Below are 19,296 nucleotides of genomic sequence, written 5' to 3' on the forward strand. Positions count from 1 at the left end.
ACCCCATGCCTATCGTCAATCGCATTGCCGGGCTTCACGAGGAGGCCACGGCATGGCGTCGTGATTTCCACCAGCACCCCGAGCTCCAGTTCGACCTGCCGCGCACCTCGGCCATCGTCGCCGACAAGCTGCGCGCATTCGGCTGCGACGAGGTGGTGACGGGGATCGGCCGCACCGGCGTCGTCGGCGTGATCCGCGGCAAGGCCACCGGCTCCGGCCGCGTCGTCGGCCTGCGCTCCGACATGGACGCACTGCCGCTCACCGAGATCACCGGCGCCCCCTGGGCCTCCACCGTGCCGGGGAAGATGCATGCCTGCGGCCATGACGGCCACATGGCCATGCTGCTGGGCGCTGGCAAATATCTTGCCGAGACGCGCAATTTCGACGGCACGGCCGTGCTCATCTTCCAGCCGGCGGAAGAGGGCGGCGGCGGCGCCCGCGAGATGGTCGCCGACGGGCTGATGGAACGCTTCGGCGTCCAGGAAGTCTATGGGATGCACAACGGCCTCGACCCGGTCGGCACTTTCGCGGTGCGCACCGGGCCGACCAGCGCCGCTGCCGACCTCGTCCGCATCGTCGTCGAGGGCAAGGGCGGCCATGCCGCGAAGCCGCATCTCGCGGTCGACACGATCCTCGTCGCCGCCCATATCGTCGTGGCCATCCAGTCGGTGGCCTCGCGCAATGTCGATCCTCTCGGGCAGGCGGTCGTCTCCATCTGCGCCTTCAATGCCGGTTTCACCAACAATGTCATCCCGCAGACGGCCGAGCTCAGGGGTACGGTGCGCACCTTCGATCCGGCCATCCAGGACATGGTCGAGCGCCGCCTGAAGGAGATCGCGGAGGGCACCGCCGCGCTCTTCGGCGCCAGGGCCGAGCTGACCTATACCCGCGGCTGCCCGGCCGTGGTGAACCACGCAGCGGAAGCCGACTACGCGGCCGCGGTCGCAGCCGAGGTCGTCGGCGAGAGCGCGGTGCGCCGCGACAAGCCGCCCTCCATGGGCTCGGAGGACTTCTCCTTCATGCTGGAGGAGCGGCCCGGCTGCATGATCGGCATTGGCCAGGGCGGCGACTTCGGCGTCCACCACCCCGCTTACGACTTCAACGACGAGATCCTGCCCATCGGCATGAGCTACTGGGCAAGGCTCGTCGAAACCCGCATGCCCGCCTGAGCGGCACCCTCGATCCGGAGACAGATCATGCCCATCAACAATCGCATCGCCTCCCTGCACGACGAGGTCACCGCCTGGCGCCGTGACCTGCACGAGCATCCTGAACTGATGTTCGACGTGCACCGCACGGCCGGCGTCGTCGCCGAGAGGCTCAAGGAGTTCGGCTGCGACGAGGTGGTCGGCGGCATCGGCAAGACCGGCGTCGTCGGCATCATCAAGGGCCGCAACACCGGCTCGGGCAAGGTGATCGGGCTTCGCGCCGACATGGACGCGCTGCCGCTGACCGAGATCACCGGGCTGCCGCACGCCTCAAAGGTGCCGGGAAAGATGCATGCCTGCGGCCATGACGGCCACACCGCCATGCTGCTGGGCGCTGCCAAATATCTCGCCGAGACCCGCAATTTCGACGGCACGGTGGCGGTCATCTTCCAGCCGGCGGAAGAGGGCGGCGGCGGCGGCCGCGAAATGGTCAATGACGGCATGATGGACCGCTTCGGCATCCAGGAGGTCTATGGCATGCACAATGCGCCGGGCCTTCCCGTGGGCAAGTTCGCGCTGCGCGCCGGCCCGCTCATGGCCGCCGCCGATCGCATCCAGATCGACGTCGAGGGCAAGGGCGGCCATGCCGCCAAGCCGCATCTCGCCGTCGACACGATCCTCATCGCCTCGCAGATCGTCACCAACGTCCAGTCGATCGTCTCGCGCAATGTCGATCCGCTCGGCAATGCGGTGGTCTCCATCTGCGCCTTCAATGCCGGCTTCACCGACAATGTCATCCCGCAGACGGCGACGCTGCTCGGCACGGTGCGCACGCTGACCCCCGAGATGCGCGATCTCGTGGAGAAGCGCCTGCACCAGATCGTCGAGGGCACCGCGGCCATGTATGGCGGCACGGCGAAGCTCACCTATTTCCGCGACTATCCGGTCACCCGGAACCATGCCGACAACGCCATCTTCGCCGGCGACGCGGCGGCCTCGGTGGTGGGCGAGGACGGGGTGAACCGCGACACCGTCCCGGTGATGGGCGGCGAGGACTTCTCCTTCATGCTGGAGGCCCGCCCCGGCGCCTTCATCTTCATCGGCCAGGGCGACACGGCCTCGGTCCACCACCCGGCCTATGACTTCAACGACGACATCATTCCGATCGGCATGAGCTACTGGGCGAAGCTCGTCGAGAGCCGCCTTGCCGCCTGACGCCTGATCCGGCGCGGCCATGCCGCGCCGGCCGCCATCCCATCCGCAGGACCACGCCCATGCCCATCGTCAACCGCATCGCCGCCCTCCACGAGGAGGTCACCGCCTGGCGCCGCGACATCCACGAATATCCGGAGCTGCAGTTCGACGTGCACCGCACCGCCGGCATCGTCGCCGACAAGCTGCGCGAATTCGGCTGCGACGAGGTGGTCACCGGCATCGGCCGCACCGGCGTCGTCGGGATCATCCGCGGCCGGGCCAATGGCTCGGGCAAGGTAGTGGGCCTGCGCGCCGACATGGACGCGCTGCCGCTGACCGAGATCACCGGCCTGCCGCACGCCTCCAAGGTGCCGGGCAAGATGCACGCCTGCGGCCATGACGGCCACACCGCCATGCTGCTGGGCGCCGCGAAATACCTCGCCGAAACCCGCAATTTCGACGGCACGGTCGCGGTCATCTTCCAGCCAGCGGAAGAGGGCGAGAAGGGCGGCGAGGCCATGGTGCTCGACGGGATGATGGAGCGCTTCGGCATCCAGGAGGTCTATGGCATGCACAATGCGCCGGGCCTTCCCGTCGGCCAGTTCGCCATCCGTCCCGGCCCGATGCTGGCGGCGGTGGACAATTTCCGCATCCATGTGGAGGGCAAGGGCGGCCATGCCGCGCGCCCCCACCAGTCGATCGACACGATCCTCGTCGCCGCGCACATCGCCACCGCGGTGCAGTCGATCGTCGCGCGCAACATCGACCCGCTGAAGAACGCCGTGATCTCGATCTGCGCCTTCAATGCCGGCTTCACCAACAATGTCATCCCGCAGACGGCGAAGCTGCGTGGCACGGTGCGCACCCTCGACGGCTCTGTGCGCGACTATATCGAGACGCGGCTGCGCGAGGTGGTGGAGGCGACCGCCGCGGTCTTCGGCGCCACCGCCCGCCTTGAGCACGAGCGGGTGGTCCCAGTGACGGTGAACGATCCCGCCCATACGCCCCATGCGGTGGCGGCGGCCGCCGCCGTGGTCGGCGAGCGGGCGGTGAACCCCGAGGCGCCGCAGATCATGGGCGGCGAGGATTTCTCCTACATGCTGGAGGCCCGCCCCGGCGCCTTCATCATGATCGGCCAGGGCGACACCGCCTCGGTGCATCACCCCGCTTACGACTTCAACGACGAGATCATCCCGCTGGGGATGAGCTACTGGGCGAAGCTGGTCGAAAGCCGCATGCCGGCGTGAGGCGGGCTTGCGTTCGGACTGCGGAACCGAAGTGCGTCCTTCGAGGCTCGCCTTTCAGGCTCGCACCTCAGGATGAGGGTGGTTGGGCCTTGCAGGTAGACATCTGCGGCGGCGTTGCGGACTGCCACACACCACCTCCCTCATCCTGAGGTGCGAGCCTGAAAGGCGAGCCTCGAAGGACGCACTTCCCGGAATGCAGGGCATGAAGGCCTTCGTCGCCGCATCCCCGCCTCCCACCTTCCCCCTCGCCTCTGCGCTGCTGCCGCGCTAGCCTCCCGTTTTCGCATCGCCGTTCCGGAGCCTTCCATGCCGATCATCAACCGCGTCGCCGACCTCCACGACGAAATCACCGCCTGGCGGCGTGACTTCCACGAGAACCCGGAGCTGCTCTACGACGTGCACCGCACCGCCGGCATCGTCGCCGAGAAGCTGAAGGAATTCGGCTGCGACGAGGTGGTCTCCGGCATCGGCCAGACCGGCGTCGTGGCGGTGATCAAGGGCCGCAAGACCGCCTCGGGCAAGGTGGTGGGCGTGCGCGCCGACATGGACGCGCTGCCGATCGAGGAGGCGACCGACCTGCCCTACAAGTCCAAGGTGCCGGGCAAGATGCACGCCTGCGGCCATGACGGGCACACCGCCATGCTGCTCGGCGCCGCCAAGTACCTGGCCGAAACCCGCAATTTCGACGGCACCGCCATCATGATCTTCCAGCCAGCGGAAGAGGGCGGCGGCGGCGGCGACGCCATGGTCAAGGACGGCCTGATGACCCGCTGGGGCGTCCAGGAGGTCTATGGCCTGCACAATATGCCGGGGATCCCGCTCGGCAGCTTCGCGGTGCGCAAGGGCCCGCTCATGGCCGCGGCCGACCGCTTCGTCATCGACATCGAGGGCAAGGGCGGCCACGGCGCCATGCCGCATCTCTGCGTCGATCCGGTCCAGGCGGGCTTTGCCATCGGGCTTGCCATGCAGACCATCGTCTCGCGCAATGTCGACCCGATCGAGAGCGCGGTGATCTCCATCACCTCGGTGAAGGCGGGCGAGGCCTTCAACGTCATCCCGCAGACCCTGCGCATGCTCGGCACGGTGCGCACCTTCAAGCCGGAGATCCAGGATCTCGTCGAGGCGCGGATGAAGGAGCTGGTCGAGAACGTCGCCAAGGGCATGGGCTGCGTCGCCACCTGCGACTACATGCGCGGCTATCCCGTCACCTTCAACCATGCCGACCAGACCGACTTCGCGGTGAAGGTCGCCCAGTCCGTCGTCGGCGCTGACAAGGTCGACGCCGAGACGCCGCCGCTGATGGGCGCGGAGGACTTCTCCTACATGCTCAACGAGCGGCCGGGCTGCTACATCTTCCTCGGCAATGGCGACACCGCCGCCTGCCACCACCCCGCCTATAATTTCGACGACAACGCCATCCCGACGGGCACGAGCTATCTCGCCAAGATCGTCGAGACGGCGATGCCGGCCTGAGGCGGATCCCGTGACACAGCAGAAGGTTGCGCCGGGCCCGGTTTCGCTGGGCATCGTCGGCGCGGGGATTATGGGCGAGCGCCTTCTTGGCGCGGCCCTCGCCCATGCGGCGGATGTCGTCCGCATCGCCGGAATCTGGGACCCTTCGGAGGCGGCGATGGCGCGCATCGCCGCGGCCCATCCGCACGTGCCGCGTCTTGCCGGCCCCGAGGCCGTGGCAGCGGCGAGCGACTGCCTCTATGTCGCCTCGCCCCCCTCATCGCACCTCGCCCATGCCCGCACGGCGCTGGCACTCGGCAAGGCGGTGTTCTGCGAGAAACCGCTGGCGGTGGACCTTGGCGATGCCCGCGCCTTCGTGGCGGAGGCCGGCGGACGCGGGGCGGTGAACTTCCCCTTCGCCTCCTCCTTCGCAGTGGCGACGCTCCAGCGCTGGATCGCGGAAGGCGTGATCGGCACGCCGCAGCGCATTGCCATCGAGGTGGCCTTTGCGACCTGGCCGCGCTCCTGGCAGCGCGATGCCGCCGCCTGGCTCGACGGGCCGGCCGAGGGCGGCTTCACCCGCGAGGTGGTCTCGCATTTCCTCTTCCTGTCGCGCCGGCTCGGCGGGCCGCTGACCGGCCTCAAGGCGACGGTGGAGTTCCCGGAGGCCGGCAAGTCCGAGCGCAAGATCGCCGGAACGCTGACGGCCGGCGCCCTGCCGGTGACGCTGGCGGGAAGCGTCGGCACGACGGCCAAGGACGACCACAACACCTGGACGCTCGAGGGCACGGCCGGCGCGATCCGGCTGCGCGACTGGTCCTTCGCCGAGCGGCGGACGCCGGAGGGCGCCTGGCAGCCCGATCCGGAGGCGCTGCCCAATGAGAAGATCCGGCCGCTGGTGCTGCGCCGGCAGCTTGAGGGTGTCGCGGCGCTGGTGCGCGGCGAGGCGTTTCACCTGGCGACCCTGGCGGAGGCGCTGGAGGTGCAGGAGACGGTCGAGGCGATCCTGAAGGGGTGAGGTTGGGGCGCCCCAGTCAGTCCGATCACCTGCCGCCCTGCATCGGGCAAGTGCGTCCGTAGAGGCGCGCTATAGCATCGAGCGAACGCGAGATGCGTTCGCCTCTCGCTATGCGCTCGCACCTCAGGATGAGGACGGTAGTGTCCGGCAGATCGGTGGACGCATCGGGAGCCACGGTCTCAATGCAGGGCTCAACCCACCTCATCCTGAGGTGCGAGGACCGCGGCGATGCGTCAGCATCGGCCGCTGGCCGAGCCTCGAAGGACGCACTTCCGCAGTGCAGGGCGACGTTTCCCGGCGCAAGACGCTCTCAACCGCGCGCGTCCTCCAGAATCATCTTCGCGCCCTTCTCGGCGATCATCAGCGTCGGCGTGTTGGTGTTGCCGGAGGTGATGGTCGGCATGACGGACGCGTCGGCCACCCGCAGACCGTCCACTCCTATCACCCGAAGGCGCTCGTCCACCACGGCCATCGGATCCGAGGCAAGGCCCATCTTCGCCGTGCCGACGGGATGGAAGATGGTCGTGCCGATGTCGCCGGCGGCCCTGGCGAGGCTCTCGGCATCGTCGCCGATGACCGGGCCGGGCAGGAACTCCTCGGGGCGGTAGGGGGCCAGCGCCGGCTGGCTCATCAGGCGGCGGGTGACGCGCAGCGAATCCGCCGCCACCTTCCGGTCCTCGTCAGTGGCGAGATAGTTCGGCGCGATGATCGGCTTGTCCGTCGGATCGGCGGAGCGGATATGCACCGATCCGCGCGAGGTCGGGCGGAGGTTGCAGGGCGCCACCGTCACGGCGGGGAAGCGATGCAACGGGTCGCCGAACTTGTCGAGCGACAGCGGCTGGACGTGGAACTGGATATTGGCCCGCTCCTGGGAGGGATCGGAACGGGTGAAGATGCCGAGCTGGCTCGGCGCCATAGTCAGGGGGCCGGTGCGGCGGACGAGATATTCGAGCCCCATCAGGCCGCGCTTGACGAGGTTGTGGTAGGTCTCGTTCAGCGTCTTGATGCCCTGGACCTTGTAGATGGCGCGGATCTGCAGGTGGTCCTGCAGGTTGCCGCCGACGCCGGGCTTGTCCTTCACCACTGGGATGCCGTGACGCGACAGCACGTCGCCATGGCCGATGCCGGAGAGTTCGAGGATCTGCGTCGAGCCGATGGAGCCAGCGGTGAGCACCACCTCGCCGCGGCAGCGCAGGATGACGCTCTCGCCGCCCTGGCGGATCTGCACGGCCCTCGCGCGGCCCTCCTCGACGATCACCTTCTCCACCTGCACGCCCGAGATCAGGTCGAGATTGTCGCGCTTGTCGATGATCGGCTTGATGAAGCCGCGCGCCGCCGACCAGCGCAGGCCTTTCTTCTGGTTGACGTGGAAATAGGCCGCGCCCTCGTTGTCACCGGTGTTGAAGTCGTCGAGCGGGCGCACGCCCATCTGCACCGCCGCCTCGCGCACCCGGTCGAGCAGGTCCCAGCGCACCCGCGGCGCCTCGACGCGCCAGTTGCCGCCGGTGCCGTGATGCTCGCTTGTCCCGAGGAAATGGTCCTCCAACCCGACGAAGAGCGGCTTCACGTCGTCCCAGCCCCAGCCGGTGAGGCCGAGCTGGCGCCAATGGTCGTAGTCGGCGCTCTGGCCGCGCATGGTGATCATGGCATTGATGGCGGAGGAGCCGCCGATCACCTTGCCGCGCGGATAGATCAGCGAGCGGCTGTTGAGGCCGGGCTCGGCCTCGGTCCTGAACATCCAGTCGGCGCGCGGATTGTTGATGGCGAAGAGATAGCCGACGGGGATGTGGAACCAGATCCAGTCGTCCTTGGTGCCGGCCTCCAGCAGCATGACGCGGTTCTTCGGATTGGCGGAGAGGCGGTTCGCCATGAGGCAGCCGGCCGTGCCGGCTCCGCAGACGATGTAATCCCACTCACCCTGTATGGTGCGGGCCATGGCTCCCCTCCGGCACTGGCGGGCTCTCGGTCCTGGCCCTTGCGGCGATCCATCGCGCGTGCGCGGCCCAAGGTCAATTGGCCGGTCGGCGCGAAGGGCCGCAACGACAGGATTGCCTTGGCCGATGGCGGCGTTAGATGTCGGGCATGTTCTCGATCCCCCGCCTGCTCTCCTGTCTGACAATCGCCCTCGCGGCCTGCCTTGCCCTCCTCGTCGCTCCCGCTGTGGCGCAGGAGATGCGCGGCCATGGCGGCCCGGTGCGGGCGCTCGCCGTCGCGCCCGATGGGAGCCTCGCCATTTCCGGCTCCTTCGATTCCTCCGCCATCCTCTGGGACATCGAGCAGGGCCTCGCTGTCAGCGTGCTGCGCGGCCATGACAGCTCGGTCAATGCAGTGGCGGCCCTCGCCGACGGGAGGTTCGTCACCGCCGGGGAGGACGGGCGCGTGCTGCTCTGGCGGCCCGGCCGGGCGGAGCCGGAGGCGCGGCCCGTCACCCACGAGGCGCCGGTCGCGGCGCTGGCGATCTCTCCCGACCGCCGGAGCCTCGCCACGGCCTCCTGGGACGGCACGGCGCGCATCGTGCCGCTCGCCGGCGGCGAGGCGCGGGTTGCCACCACGCAGCGCGGGCCGCTCAACGCCGTCGGCTTCACGGCGGACGGGCGCAGCATCGTCACCGGCGGCCATGACGGCGCGCTGCGCATCGTGCCCCTCGACGGCGGCACGGAGCGTGTGGTCGAGCTCGGCCTGCCGGTGAATGCACTGGCGGTTGCCGGCGATGGCGAGATCGCCGCCGGCCTCGCCGATGGCCGCGTCATCGTCTTCTCGGGCAATGGCGTGCCGCGCGGCGAGATCCGCGCCGCCGAGACGCCCATCGTCGCGGTGGGGCTGTCGCCGGACGGGACGCGCATCGCCGCGGCCGGCATCCGCGGCTCGGTCGCCATCATCAACCGGCGGAGCCTTGCCGTGGAGCGGGTGCTGGTCGGTCCCGGGCTGCCGGTCTGGTCCCTCGCCTTCCGGCCGGGGACGGAGGAACTGCTGACCGGCGGCGGCGACCGGCTCGTGCGCCGCTGGCTGGCGACGACCGGCGAGCATCTCGGCGCGGTCATCCTGGCGAAGCCGTCCGACGCGCTGACGCGGCTTGCCGACCATCCGGGCGCCGAGGTCTTTCGCGCCTGCTCCGCCTGCCACACGCTCGATCCGGATGGCGGCAACCGCGCCGGGCCGACGCTGTACGGCGTCATCGGCCGGCGCATCGGCACGGCGGCGGGCTACGACTTTTCGCCGGCGCTGCGCGGCATGGACATCATCTGGACGAAAGAGACCATCGCCCGGCTCTTCGAGATCGGCCCGACGGCCTACACGCCCGGCACCAAGATGCCGGAGCAGCGGGTGACGGATCCGGAGGATCTCAAGGACCTCGTCGACTTCATCGCCAAGGCGACCGGGGCCGAGTGAGCCGGCTCAGTTGAGCCCGTCCTTGCCCGCCTTGACCTCGGCCAGATAGTCCTCGGCGGTCCGCACCCGCGGCCGCTCCGGCGCGCCATAGGGGTCGAAGCTCTCGTTGACGACGCGCTCGACGCGGCAATCCTCGCACATGAACAGGGCCTCGCGGCGCGCCGCATTGGCGCCCGAGAACATCCAGTGCCCCTCGAGCTTCGAGGCGATGCGCTCGATCGTGGAGCGGGTGCCGAAGGCCTTGTTGCACTGGGTGCAGTGGAAGGGCTCCTCCTCCTTCACCAGCTTCTTCGGCTCGCGCCAGGCGACGAAGTCGAGCTGGGCGACGAGGTCGATGGCATCCTCCGGGCAGGTCTGTTCGCACAGGCCGCACTGGACGCAGAGGCTCTCCGCGAAGCGCAGCATCGGCTTGTCGGGATTGTCCGAGAGGGCGCCGGTCGGGCAGGCGGAGACGCAGGACAGGCAGAGCGTGCAGGCCTCGACATTGACCTCGGCGTTGCCGAAGGGCGCGCCCTTTTCCAGCGCGATGACGTCGACCGGCGCGGGGGCGGCAGCGTGGAGCTCGAGGAAGGAGAGTTCGAGCAGGCCGCGCTTGGCGCCCATGGGCAGGAAGCTCGCGGGCTTCGCCGTCGGCGTGCCGGCGAAGGGCACGGCGAGATCCGCGGCCAGCGCATCGGGATCGTCCGTCTCGACAAGGCGCAGCACGTCGGCGCCATAGCCGAGCGCGGCGAGGATGGTGCGGGTGGTGGCCAGCGTGCGCTGCAGGCCGAGAATGTCGTGCTTCGGCTTGGCGCGGGTGAGCACGGCGATGCCGGCAACGCCATAGGCGAAGGCGCCCGCCAGCAGTTCGGGGCCGACCTGCGTCACCTCGTTCACCTGAAGCGGCAGGACATGGGCAGGCAGGCCGTCGCCGTGGCGGGCGAGCATGTCGATGAGCGGCAGGCCGTGGTCGCCGTCATGAAGGAGCAGCACCGCGCCGGTGCCGCCCGCCGCCTGGTAGGTGGTGAGCAGCGCGCGCATGCGGCGCATCAGCGCATCGACGGGCGGTAGGGCATAGGCGGCAGCCCCCGTCGGGCAGGCGGCGGCGCACTGGCCGCAGCCGGCGCAGATGGCCGGGTCGATGGCGACATGGTCGCCGTCGGGGGTGATGGCGCCGGTCGGGCAAAGATCGAGGCAACGGGTGCAGCCGGTGATCTTGGAGCGCGAATGGGCGCAGAGCGAGGCGTCGAACTGGACGAAGCGCGGCTTGTCGAAGGTGCCGACGAGGCCCGACGCCTCGCCGATGAGCCGCTCCACTGCCGCGGGGTCGCGCGGATCGGCGCGCAGGTAGCCGGGGCGGAGCTCGGCGGCGGGGAAAAGCGGCATCCCCCCGGAGAGGTCGATGACAATGTCGGAGGTCGAGGAGGCGCCGTTGCGAGGCGTCTGCCAGGCATAGGCGCGGCGCGAGGCGGGCGAGGGCAGCGCATAGTCGTCGACCATCAACTCGAAGGCGCCGAGATGGCCGCGGGCGACGGAAATCGTGCCCTTCACTACCGGAAAATCAGTGGCGGAGGGCGGCGTAACCGCCCCGGGCCTGGTCAGCAGCACGGTAACGTCGAGGGTTTCGGAGAGGCGGCGGGCGGCCTCGATGGCGACCTCGTCGCGGCCATAGACCAGCGCGACGCCCTTCGATTCCAGCGTCACCGCCTGGATCGGCGGCATCTCCTCGGAGGCCGCGGCGAGGAGGGCGGCGGTCTTCGGACCGGCCTCGCGGGCGCCCGTCGACCAGCCCGCCTGCTCGCGCACATTGGCGAAGGCGAGACGGCCGGCAAAGCCCATGTCCTCGGCGGTCTCGGTGAAGAGCGGGGCTTCTTGGGTGCAGGCGACGAGCACGTCGCCCTCCTGCGCCAGCACCGCCTTGAAGAAATCGAGTTCCTTGCGGCAGAGCTGGTCGGCGGTGCGCACCTTGGTGCGGCAGGCCTTGGCCACCGTCTCCCCATGCAGCGGCATGGTCTCCTCGCAGGAGCAGAGGAATGTGGTGGCTGCCGTCATTTCACTCTCCGACCCGCGGCTCTTCCCGCCGCTTGGGGTCTTCATATATTGGAAGCAGTCCAAAGAACCAGACCGGCCCGTGATAAGGGTCGCTTCTCCAGAAGGTGCCATGGCCCTCGTCACGCTGAGCACGCCCTCGACCCTCGACCTGCCGCCGGGCTTCCGGACGGTGGCCCTGCGCGAATCCGGCGATGCTTTCGCCCATGCCTGCCGAACGGCTGGCGAGGAGGGCGCCGGCACGCTCGTCTGGGTGCGACGTTTCGACATGGCCGAGTTCGCCGTCGTTCTGGAGCCGGCGGAACCGCTCGCCGAGGCGCGCAAGGCCTTCTTCATGGGCATGGCGGCGACGGCGGATGCCATTGCCTCGCTCTGCCCGCCGGAGCGCAGCGTCGGCATCGCCTTCCCCGACACGATCCGCTTCGACGGCGGCCTCGTCGGCGGCGGCCGTCTCGGTTGGCCGAAGCGCTGCGGCGAGGAGGAGGTGCCGGACTGGCTGGTCTTCTCGGCCTGCGTGCGTGTTTCGTTCGCCGGGCTGATGGAGCCGGGCAAGGTGCCCAATGCCACCGCCCTCGACGAAGAGGGCTTCGAGGGCGTCGGGCCGGCCATGCTGGTGGAGGCCTTCGCCCGCTTCCTCATGCGCTTCGTCGACATCTGGGAGAACGAGGGCCCGGACCGCGTCCTCAAGGACTATGTGAAGCGGCTCGACAAGGAGCGGCCGGGCGACAGCCTTGCGCTCTCCGGGGCCGGCGACCTCGTCGTCACGCCCGCGGCCGGCGGCTTCGGCCGCACCGTGTCGCTGCTCGACGGACTGAAGGCCGTCGCCTGGCTCGACCGCGACGCCGGAGGGCCGCGCCTGTGATGATGCTGCGCACCATCCGCCTCGACCCTTCGGACACGTTTGTCTTTCCGGTGGCAGCCGAACCCGGGGAGTGGGCCGTCACCGGCTCCTTCCTGTTCTGGGGCCGCGAGGTCGCCGCGCTGGCCGGCAAGGAGCGCGCCGCATTCCGCTCCGGCTTTGTCGGCGTCGACTCGCTCGGCTTCTCGACGCTGGTCGTGTGCCAGCCCATCAAGCCAGAGGAGCGCACGGCGGCCGTCGAGGCGCTCGCCGCGCATCTCGTCGACAGGCTCGGCGCCCCGTCCCTCGATGCGGCCCGCGCCGCCGCCGAGGAGGAGATCGCCTTTGCCGCATCGCTCGCCGAACACGGTGAGGGCACGCTCGTCGCCCTCCACCGCGGCGAGGACGATGGCGAGATCCGCGAGCAATACCGCGTGCTGCAGCGGCGCGAGCGCACCGAAGGCGCCGACAGCCTGCACGCCCATGCCCGCGCCTTCACCTTCCACGAGGAGGTGGACGATATGCCCGAGGAGCGGGTGGACCTGATCGACATGATGGCGACCCGCCGATGACCCTCGCGACGCGCACGGTGAAGGAATTCTGGGTGTCCTCCGGGCACCACATGACCAGCCGCACGGAGGGCGGCGGCCTTGCCGTCACCGACGAGATGATCCTCGCCTATCTGGCGCGCCCGGAACTGGTGCCGCCGCCGGAGGCCTGCGACGCCGAGCGCGACCTCCACGCGCTGCTCCTCGCCGAGCCGCGCCGGCCGGTGACCGCCGCAATGATCGGCGCCATCGCCGACGAGGATGCCCGCGAGAACTGGCAGTTCATGATCGGCTTCCGCGACAAGCTCATCGCCCATGGCAGCATCGAGGCGGCCTATCTCGCCATCGTCCGGGCGGGCGCCAAGGGCATCCCGCCGCTCTTCCTCAACCAGCTCGTGCACCTGATCCTGCGCAATGCGCTGGACGGCTGCGAGGACCCCTTCGTGCTGCGCGCCGCCGAACTCCTGTTCCGCGCCCAGAAGGGCAGCCTGAAGGACGGCGCGCTGCTGCTCGCCGACCACGAGCTGGTGGAGGAACTGGAGGCCGAGCGGCAGAGCCTCATGACCACCTCGCCGCTCGCCGCCATGATGGGCAAGGATGCCACCGCCGAACTCGACGTGATGACCGATGAGACGGCGGAGAGCTACTGGTCGCGCTCGGATGCTTTCACCATGGTGCTCAATCTCGGCGGCGACCCGCGCTCCCGCGAGGCCCTGTGCCGGGTTCTCGAGACCTGGATCCTCCACATGCTCGGCATCGAGACCACCATCGCCGCGGTCGAGCGGGTGGAGGATGCGGACTGGCGCTGGTTCGTCGGCCTCGACGCCGAGGCGACCGCCATCGGCAACCGGCTGTGGCGCGGCGAGGCCGTGGACCCCGGCGAGCAGAGCCGCATCTGCGGGCTCTTCCGCCTCGATTTCACCGATGCGAGCCGCGTCGATCCGAAGCTCGCGGGCAAGCCGGTCTATCTCCTCATGGCCCTGACCGAGGACATGGTCCTCCGGATCAAGCCGCAGAACCTCATTGTCGGCCTGCCGCTGGCCGGCCGGCTCGCTGCCTGACGGAGGACGCCATGCCCGTTCGCCACCTGACCGTCGGCATCGTCGCGGTGAAGCGCAAGCTCTCCAATCCCTGGGTCGATTTCGAATGGATGCCCGAGGCCGTTCTGCCGGGCCTGCCGGAGGTTCCGGCAGGATCGCGGATCGGCGCCGAGGGCAGCGTCGAGCGCTGGTATCTCGGCCCCGCCGAACTCACCTTCCATTCCGGCGAGACGTCCCATTACCGCGACAACCTCGCCTCGGGACGCCCCGCGGTCTGGGTGGCGCTGCGCGAAGGCCAGGACGGCAGCTGGGGCGTCGCCGGCGCGACCATCGACCCCTATGAGGGCGAGGCCTTCGTCGACGTGGTCACCGACAAGGTCGAGGCCGTGCCGATGCCGCACGAGGTGGCCGTGGAACTCCAGGCCTTCGTCGACGCCCACCATGTCGACCAGCCCTTCTTCAAGCGCAAGCGCGACCGCAAGGACCCGAATGCCGAGCCGGATTTCGGCATCGGCCATCCGGCGCTCACCGAGCGGGGGAAGCGGTCATGAGACGCGCCGTCCCGCCGCCGCAGGGCGAAGGCTTCCTCTCCCGATGGTCGCGGCTGAAGCGCGAGCCGGAACCCGCCCCCGTCGAGCCGGCGCCGCCGGCCGCAACCGAGCCCGCCTTGCCCGAGGGCCGGACACTCGACGACCTCATCGCCGAACTGCCGAAGGTCGAGGACCTCGTGCCCGGCCAGAGCGTCTCCGCCTTCATGCAGCCCTGGGTGCCGACCCCACTGCGCAACGCGGCGCTCCAGCGGATGTGGCTGCTCGACCCGGCGATCCGCGACTATGTCAGCCCGGCGCTCGACTATGCCTATGACTACAACACGCCGGGCGCCGCACCGGGATTCGGGCCGATCGAGACGACCAAGGACATGGTCCGGGAGGTCGCCGAGCTGTTCGATCGCGCCCTGTCGCGGGTGGATGCCGGGAATGATCCACAGTCTGCTAACGACATAGTGTCGCAAGCCGAGAGCACGGACGATGCTGCGTCGCAGCATGTTGTCCCTGTCTCTGCGGACGCTGAAGCGGTAGAAACACGCAATCCCCCTGCAGAATGCGAAGACGCCACGGCGCCGTCCGGGCCCGCCGTTGCTGCAGCGCACAATGATTCACGATCCGATAAGCACTTGGCACCGCCCAAGCGGCGCAATGGCGGGGCTTTGCCGGCTTGAAAGTCTCTTTCCCTGCTTGCCTTGCCGGGTCATAGCTTGTACCTATTCTAAAGCAAATGAGGGTCGGCCTATGGGCTGCCAAGTGCCGGAACAGGCACCGCCCCATTGAGAGGAAAGCAGTCGCAATCGTGCGCGAACGGGGACTGGAAGAGGCCATCAAAGCGGTGGGCGGCGTCGGTGCACTCGCCCGCGCTCTCGGCATTTCACAGCCGTCGGTGTCCAGCTGGAACCGCGTGCCGTCCGAGCGCGTGATCGCCGTCGAGAAGGTCTCCGGCATCGGCCGCCACATCCTCCGGCCCGACCTCTATCCGGAAGCCCGGTCCTCCATCGCGATCGCCATGGAGGCCGCGCAGGCCAAACTCGGGGCTGACGAGATCGACGAGATGGACCACCTGCGCGCGGCCGAATACGGCATGCTGGCGCTGCTGCTGTTCAAGGTGCCGACCGCCGAGGTGCTGAAGCAGGTCGGCGAGCTTAAGGGCGATGCCTCGCCGCTCGGCATGGCGCATCTGGCCCTCGCCCAGGCGGCCCGCGAGATCTCGCTCGAGCAGGTCAACCGCGAGTTCTTCGACCTCTTCGTCGGGGTCGGCCGCGGCGAACTCCTGCCCTACGCCTCCTATTATCTGACGGGCTTCCTGCACGAGCGGCCGCTTGCCGCCGTGCGCCAGGCCTATGTCGATCACGGCATCCTGCGCTCCGACGACACGCGCGAGCCGGAAGACCACATCGCCCTCCTCTGCGACGTCATGGCCAACATGGCCCTGAAGTCCATCGGCGAGGGCTACGAGACGGAGAAGGCTTTCTTCGAGGCGCATCTGAAGCCTTGGGCAGGCCGGTTCTTCGCAGACCTGGAAGCGACGCAGGGTCGCCCGTTCTACGCCGCTGTCGGCGCGGTCGGGCGCCTGTTCGTGACCATCGAGGAAGAGGCTTTCTCCTTCGACGCCTGAGCGTCGGGGAGAAGATTGGAGGACGGGACCCATGTCCAGCGCCAAAGACCAAGAGAACGCCACTGTGACGGCTCGCCGTGACTTCCTGAAAGCCATGGCCGGCACCTCGGCTGCCGCAGCCGCTGTCGTGGTCGGCGCCGATGCTGCCGAAGCCCAGACGGCCGGCCGCGAGAACCGGAACGAGCGCACGAAGGCCCGCTATCAGGCCAATTCGGCGAATGTCCAGGCTTTCTACCGCACCAATCGCTACTGAGAGAGCGCGCCCCCATGTTGATCAAGCGCAAGTCCCAGGACGCCGCCCGCACGCGGCTCGCCGGCCTCGCCGGTGGACTCACCTCCGGCGTGATGGATCGCCGTACCTTCCTCGCCCGGTCCGGCCTCACCGCCGCCGGCGCCATCGCCGTCGGCTCGCTGACGCTCGGCGCGGTGCGCAAGGCCGAGGCGGTCGCCGCCCCGCAGCCGGGCATCGCCACCGTCGTCAAGAAGAACATGTGCACCCACTGTTCGGTGGGCTGCACCGTCATCGCCGAGGTGCAGAACGGCGTCTGGACCGGTCAGGAGCCGGCCTGGGAGAGCCCGATCAACCGCGGCACCCACTGCGCCAAGGGCGCTTCCTCGCGTGAGCTGGTGTTCGGCGAGCGCCGCGTGAAGTACCCGATGAAGCTGGTCGGCGGCCAGTGGCGCCGCATCACGTGGGAGCAGGCCTTCAACGAGATCGGCGACAAGATGCTGGAGATCCGCGCCAAGTCGGGCGCCGACAGCGTCTACATGCTCGGCTCGGCGAAGTTCACCAACGAGGCGGCCTACCTGTTCCGCAAGTTCGGCGCCTTCTGGGGCACCAACAACGTCGACCACCAGGCCCGCATCTGCCACTCCACCACCGTGGCCGGCGTCGCCAACACCTGGGGCTACGGCGCCCAGACCAACTCCTACAATGACATCCGCGTCGCCAAGACCATGATCATCATGGGCGGCAACCCGGCGGAGGCGCACCCCGTGTCGCTGCAGCACGTGCTCAGCGGCAAGGAACTGAACCGCGCCAACCTGATCGTCATCGACCCGCGCATGACCCGCACTGCGGCTCATGCCACCGAATATGTCCGCATCCGCTCCGGCACCGACATTCCGGTGATGTGGGGCATCATGTGGCACATCGTGAAGAACGGCTGGGAGGACAAGGAATTCCTCGCCCAGCGCGTCTACGGCATGAACGAGGTGCTGAAGGAAGTCGAGAAGTGGGATCCGAAGACCGTCGAGGACGTGTCGGGCGTTCCCGGCGCCCAGCTCGAGAAGGTCGCCAAGCTCTTCGCCACCGAGAAGCCCTCGACGCTGATCTGGTGCATGGGCGCCACCCAGCACACGGTCGGCACCGCCAACGTGCGTGCCTACTGCAACCTGCTGCTGCTCACCGGTAACGTCGGTGCGCCCGGCACCGGCGCCAACATCTTCCGCGGCCACACCAACGTGCAGGGCGCGACCGACATGGGCCTCGATGTCGGCAACCTGCCGCTTTATTACGGCCTGGTCGAGGGCGCCTGGCGCCATTGGTCGCGCGTCTGGGAGGTCCCCTACGACTACTTCGTGTCGCGCTTCGACGAGGTTCCGGCCAAGGGCGGCCGCGCCGCCCGCACGGCCCGCCAGAACATGGAGGTCTCGGGCATCCCGTCGACCCGCTGGTTCGACGCGGCCCTGCTGCCGAACGAGCAGGTGGACCAGAAGGACAACGTCAAGGCCATGTTCGTCATGGGCCATGGCGGCAACACGATCCCGCGCGTGCCCGGTGCGGTCGAGGGCCTCGGCAAGCTCGACCTCCTGGTCGTGGTCGACCCGCATCCGACCAACTTCGTCTCGCTGCACAACCGGCGTGACGGAACCTATGTGCTGCCGGCCTGCACCAACTTCGAGTGCGACGGCTCGCGCACGGCCTCCAACCGCTCCATCCAGTGGGGTGAGAAGGTGGTCGAGCCGATCTTCGAGTCGGCCACCGACTACTGGATCATCTACAAGTTCGCCCAGAAGCTCGGCTTCGCCAACGAGATGTTCAAGAACATCAAGATGGTGAAGGGCAAGTTCGGTGACGAGCCGGAGGCCGAGTCGATCCTGCGCGAGATCAATCGCGGTGGCTGGTCGACCGGCTATACCGGCCAGTCGCCGGAGCGCATCAAGGCCCACATGGCGAACCAGGACAAGTTCGACATCGTGACGCTGCGCGCCTCGAAGGACGTGGCGGGCGTCGGCGGCGACTTCTACGGCCTGCCCTGGCCGTGCTGGGGCACCCCGGAGCTCCGCCACCCCGGCACCCACATCCTCTACAACACCAATGAGCGGATGATGGACGGCGGCGGCACCTTCCGCCCGCGCTTCGGTCTGGAGCGCAACGGCGAGACGCTGCTGGCGCAGGGTTCCTGGAGCAAGGACTCCATGATCCAGGACGGCTATCCGGAGTTCACCTATGCGATGTTCCAGCGCCTTGGCTGGGACGCCGACCTGACGCCGGCCGAGAAGGCGACGATCGAGCGGATCGGCGGTGCCAATCCGGGCGCGATCTCCTGGGCTACCGACCTGTCGGGCGGCATCCAGCGCGTCTGCCTCGAGAAGAACGTCTGCCCCTACGGCAACGGCAAGGCCCGCGCCATCGCCTGGAACCTGCCTGATCCGGTTCCGGTCCATCGCGAGCCGATCTACACGCCGCGCGTCGACCTCGTGGCCAAGTATCCGGCCCGCGCCGACGAGCGCACGCTGCGCATGCCCAACCTCCACACGACCTACCAGAAGGGCGCGGTGGACAAGGGCATTGCACGGCAGTTCCCGATCATCCTCACCTCCGGTCGTCTCGTGGAGTACGAAGGCGGCGGCGAGGAGACGCGGTCCAACAAGTGGCTCGCCGAGCTGCAGCAGGACATGTTCGTCGAGATCAACCCGCGTGACGCGGCCCAGCGCAACATCGCCGATGGCGGTTGGGTCTGGGTTGCCGGTCCCGAGGGTGGCCGTGCCCGCATGAAGGCGCTCGTCACCGAGCGCGTCGGACCGGGTGTCGCCTGGATGCCGTTCCACTTCGGTGGCTGGTACCAGGGCGAAGACCAGCGCAAGAACTACCCGCAGGGGACCGATCCGATCGTCCTCGGCGAGAGCGTCAACACCGTGACCACCTATGGCTATGACCCGGTGACGGGCATGCACGAAGGCAAGGCCACGCTCTGCCAGATCCAGGCGGCGTGAGAGGGAGG

General features: G+C 68.9%; 16 protein-coding genes. 14 read left to right on the forward strand and 2 right to left on the reverse strand.

Annotated features, from left to right (window positions below; all coding sequences use genetic code 11):
- Positions 1 to 5: 5 nt before the first annotated feature.
- The 5 genes from O9344_RS12235 to O9344_RS12255 all read left to right on the forward strand — a co-directional run bounded on the left by O9344_RS12235 (position 6) and on the right by O9344_RS12255 (position 6,059).
- Positions 6 to 1,169 (forward strand): M20 aminoacylase family protein, encoded by a 1,164-nt coding sequence (locus O9344_RS12235; RefSeq protein ID WP_298477340.1) that lies wholly within the window; start codon positions 6 to 8, stop codon positions 1,167 to 1,169.
- 27 nt (positions 1,170 to 1,196) lie between these two features.
- Positions 1,197 to 2,363 (forward strand): M20 aminoacylase family protein, encoded by a 1,167-nt coding sequence (locus tag O9344_RS12240; RefSeq protein WP_298477343.1) that lies wholly within the window; start codon positions 1,197 to 1,199, stop codon positions 2,361 to 2,363.
- A gap of 59 nt (positions 2,364 to 2,422) precedes the next feature.
- Complete coding sequence (locus O9344_RS12245) at positions 2,423 to 3,589, forward strand: M20 aminoacylase family protein (RefSeq protein ID WP_298477347.1); 1,167 nt, start codon at positions 2,423 to 2,425, stop codon at positions 3,587 to 3,589.
- Positions 3,590 to 3,895: 306 nt separating this feature from the next.
- Positions 3,896 to 5,062: a M20 aminoacylase family protein gene (locus O9344_RS12250; RefSeq protein ID WP_298477350.1), complete on the forward strand. Its 1,167-nt coding sequence runs from the start codon at positions 3,896 to 3,898 to the stop codon at positions 5,060 to 5,062.
- A gap of 10 nt (positions 5,063 to 5,072) precedes the next feature.
- Complete coding sequence (locus O9344_RS12255) at positions 5,073 to 6,059, forward strand: Gfo/Idh/MocA family oxidoreductase (RefSeq protein WP_298477352.1); 987 nt, start codon at positions 5,073 to 5,075, stop codon at positions 6,057 to 6,059.
- A gap of 310 nt (positions 6,060 to 6,369) precedes the next feature.
- On the opposite strand, the gene O9344_RS12260 is transcribed toward O9344_RS12255, so the two are convergent.
- Entirely contained in the window at positions 6,370 to 7,995 is a 1,626-nt protein-coding gene (locus O9344_RS12260) for a GMC family oxidoreductase N-terminal domain-containing protein (RefSeq protein ID WP_298477355.1), read from the reverse strand.
- A gap of 146 nt (positions 7,996 to 8,141) precedes the next feature.
- Here O9344_RS12260 and O9344_RS12265 point away from each other — a divergent pair, with 146 nt between their 5' ends.
- Positions 8,142 to 9,449: a c-type cytochrome gene (locus tag O9344_RS12265; protein WP_298477358.1), complete on the forward strand. Its 1,308-nt coding sequence runs from the start codon at positions 8,142 to 8,144 to the stop codon at positions 9,447 to 9,449.
- A gap of 6 nt (positions 9,450 to 9,455) precedes the next feature.
- Here the strand turns inward: O9344_RS12265 and O9344_RS12270 are convergent, their stop codons facing one another.
- Positions 9,456 to 11,480 carry a 4Fe-4S binding protein gene (locus O9344_RS12270; protein ID WP_298477361.1) on the reverse strand — a complete coding sequence of 675 codons (2,025 nt, stop codon included), beginning with the start codon at positions 11,478 to 11,480 and terminating at the stop codon, positions 9,456 to 9,458.
- Positions 11,481 to 11,589: 109 nt separating this feature from the next.
- On the opposite strand from O9344_RS12270, the gene O9344_RS12275 reads away from it, so the two are divergent.
- The 8 genes from O9344_RS12275 (at position 11,590) to O9344_RS12310 (ending at position 19,288) form a co-directional block, all read left to right on the forward strand.
- Positions 11,590 to 12,339, forward strand: coding sequence for a biotin/lipoate--protein ligase family protein (locus O9344_RS12275; protein ID WP_298477365.1), 750 nt, complete (start codon positions 11,590 to 11,592; stop codon positions 12,337 to 12,339).
- Entirely contained in the window at positions 12,339 to 12,887 is a 549-nt protein-coding gene (locus O9344_RS12280; RefSeq protein ID WP_298477368.1) for a DUF6505 family protein, read from the forward strand. Before O9344_RS12275 ends, O9344_RS12280 begins: the two co-directional genes overlap by 1 nt.
- Before the next feature lie 17 nt (positions 12,888 to 12,904).
- Positions 12,905 to 13,924 (forward strand): DUF6352 family protein, encoded by a 1,020-nt coding sequence (locus O9344_RS12285; protein WP_298477485.1) that lies wholly within the window; start codon positions 12,905 to 12,907, stop codon positions 13,922 to 13,924.
- 11 nt (positions 13,925 to 13,935) lie between these two features.
- Positions 13,936 to 14,454 carry a DUF3305 domain-containing protein gene (locus tag O9344_RS12290; RefSeq protein WP_298477372.1) on the forward strand — a complete coding sequence of 173 codons (519 nt, stop codon included), beginning with the start codon at positions 13,936 to 13,938 and terminating at the stop codon, positions 14,452 to 14,454.
- Positions 14,451 to 15,122: a DUF3306 domain-containing protein gene (locus O9344_RS12295; protein ID WP_298477374.1), complete on the forward strand. Its 672-nt coding sequence runs from the start codon at positions 14,451 to 14,453 to the stop codon at positions 15,120 to 15,122. Before O9344_RS12290 ends, O9344_RS12295 begins: the two co-directional genes overlap by 4 nt.
- Before the next feature lie 128 nt (positions 15,123 to 15,250).
- Positions 15,251 to 16,069: a Cro/CI family transcriptional regulator gene (locus O9344_RS12300; protein WP_298477377.1), complete on the forward strand. Its 819-nt coding sequence runs from the start codon at positions 15,251 to 15,253 to the stop codon at positions 16,067 to 16,069.
- 31 nt (positions 16,070 to 16,100) lie between these two features.
- Positions 16,101 to 16,322: a formate dehydrogenase gene (locus O9344_RS12305; RefSeq protein WP_298477379.1), complete on the forward strand. Its 222-nt coding sequence runs from the start codon at positions 16,101 to 16,103 to the stop codon at positions 16,320 to 16,322.
- 14 nt (positions 16,323 to 16,336) lie between these two features.
- Positions 16,337 to 19,288, forward strand: a complete 2,952-nt coding sequence (locus tag O9344_RS12310) for a formate dehydrogenase subunit alpha (RefSeq protein WP_298477382.1) — start codon at positions 16,337 to 16,339, stop codon at positions 19,286 to 19,288.
- Positions 19,289 to 19,296 lie beyond the last annotated feature (8 nt).

Source organism: Phreatobacter sp., from assembly GCF_027532945.1.
In the GTDB taxonomy this organism is placed as follows: Bacteria; Pseudomonadota; Alphaproteobacteria; order Rhizobiales; family Phreatobacteraceae; genus Phreatobacter.

What these genes read in the sequence shown, in the direction of transcription:
- O9344_RS12280 (WP_298477368.1), top strand. Translation starts at nt 12,339, where the DNA reads ATGATGCTGCGCACCATCCGCCTCGACCCTTCGGACACGTTTGTCTTT.
- O9344_RS12310 (WP_298477382.1), top strand. Translation starts at nt 16,337, where the DNA reads ATGTTGATCAAGCGCAAGTCCCAGGACGCCGCCCGCACGCGGCTCGCC.
- O9344_RS12305 (WP_298477379.1), top strand. Translation starts at nt 16,101, where the DNA reads ATGTCCAGCGCCAAAGACCAAGAGAACGCCACTGTGACGGCTCGCCGT.
- O9344_RS12290 (WP_298477372.1), top strand. Translation starts at nt 13,936, where the DNA reads ATGCCCGTTCGCCACCTGACCGTCGGCATCGTCGCGGTGAAGCGCAAG.
- O9344_RS12250 (WP_298477350.1), top strand. Translation starts at nt 3,896, where the DNA reads ATGCCGATCATCAACCGCGTCGCCGACCTCCACGACGAAATCACCGCC.
- O9344_RS12240 (WP_298477343.1), top strand. Translation starts at nt 1,197, where the DNA reads ATGCCCATCAACAATCGCATCGCCTCCCTGCACGACGAGGTCACCGCC.
- O9344_RS12295 (WP_298477374.1), top strand. Translation starts at nt 14,451, where the DNA reads ATGAGACGCGCCGTCCCGCCGCCGCAGGGCGAAGGCTTCCTCTCCCGA.
- O9344_RS12235 (WP_298477340.1), top strand. Translation starts at nt 6, where the DNA reads ATGCCTATCGTCAATCGCATTGCCGGGCTTCACGAGGAGGCCACGGCA.
- O9344_RS12260 (WP_298477355.1), bottom strand. Translation starts at nt 7,995, where the DNA reads ATGGCCCGCACCATACAGGGTGAGTGGGATTACATCGTCTGCGGAGCC.
- O9344_RS12265 (WP_298477358.1), top strand. Translation starts at nt 8,142, where the DNA reads ATGTTCTCGATCCCCCGCCTGCTCTCCTGTCTGACAATCGCCCTCGCG.
- O9344_RS12270 (WP_298477361.1), bottom strand. Translation starts at nt 11,480, where the DNA reads ATGACGGCAGCCACCACATTCCTCTGCTCCTGCGAGGAGACCATGCCG.
- O9344_RS12275 (WP_298477365.1), top strand. Translation starts at nt 11,590, where the DNA reads ATGGCCCTCGTCACGCTGAGCACGCCCTCGACCCTCGACCTGCCGCCG.
- O9344_RS12245 (WP_298477347.1), top strand. Translation starts at nt 2,423, where the DNA reads ATGCCCATCGTCAACCGCATCGCCGCCCTCCACGAGGAGGTCACCGCC.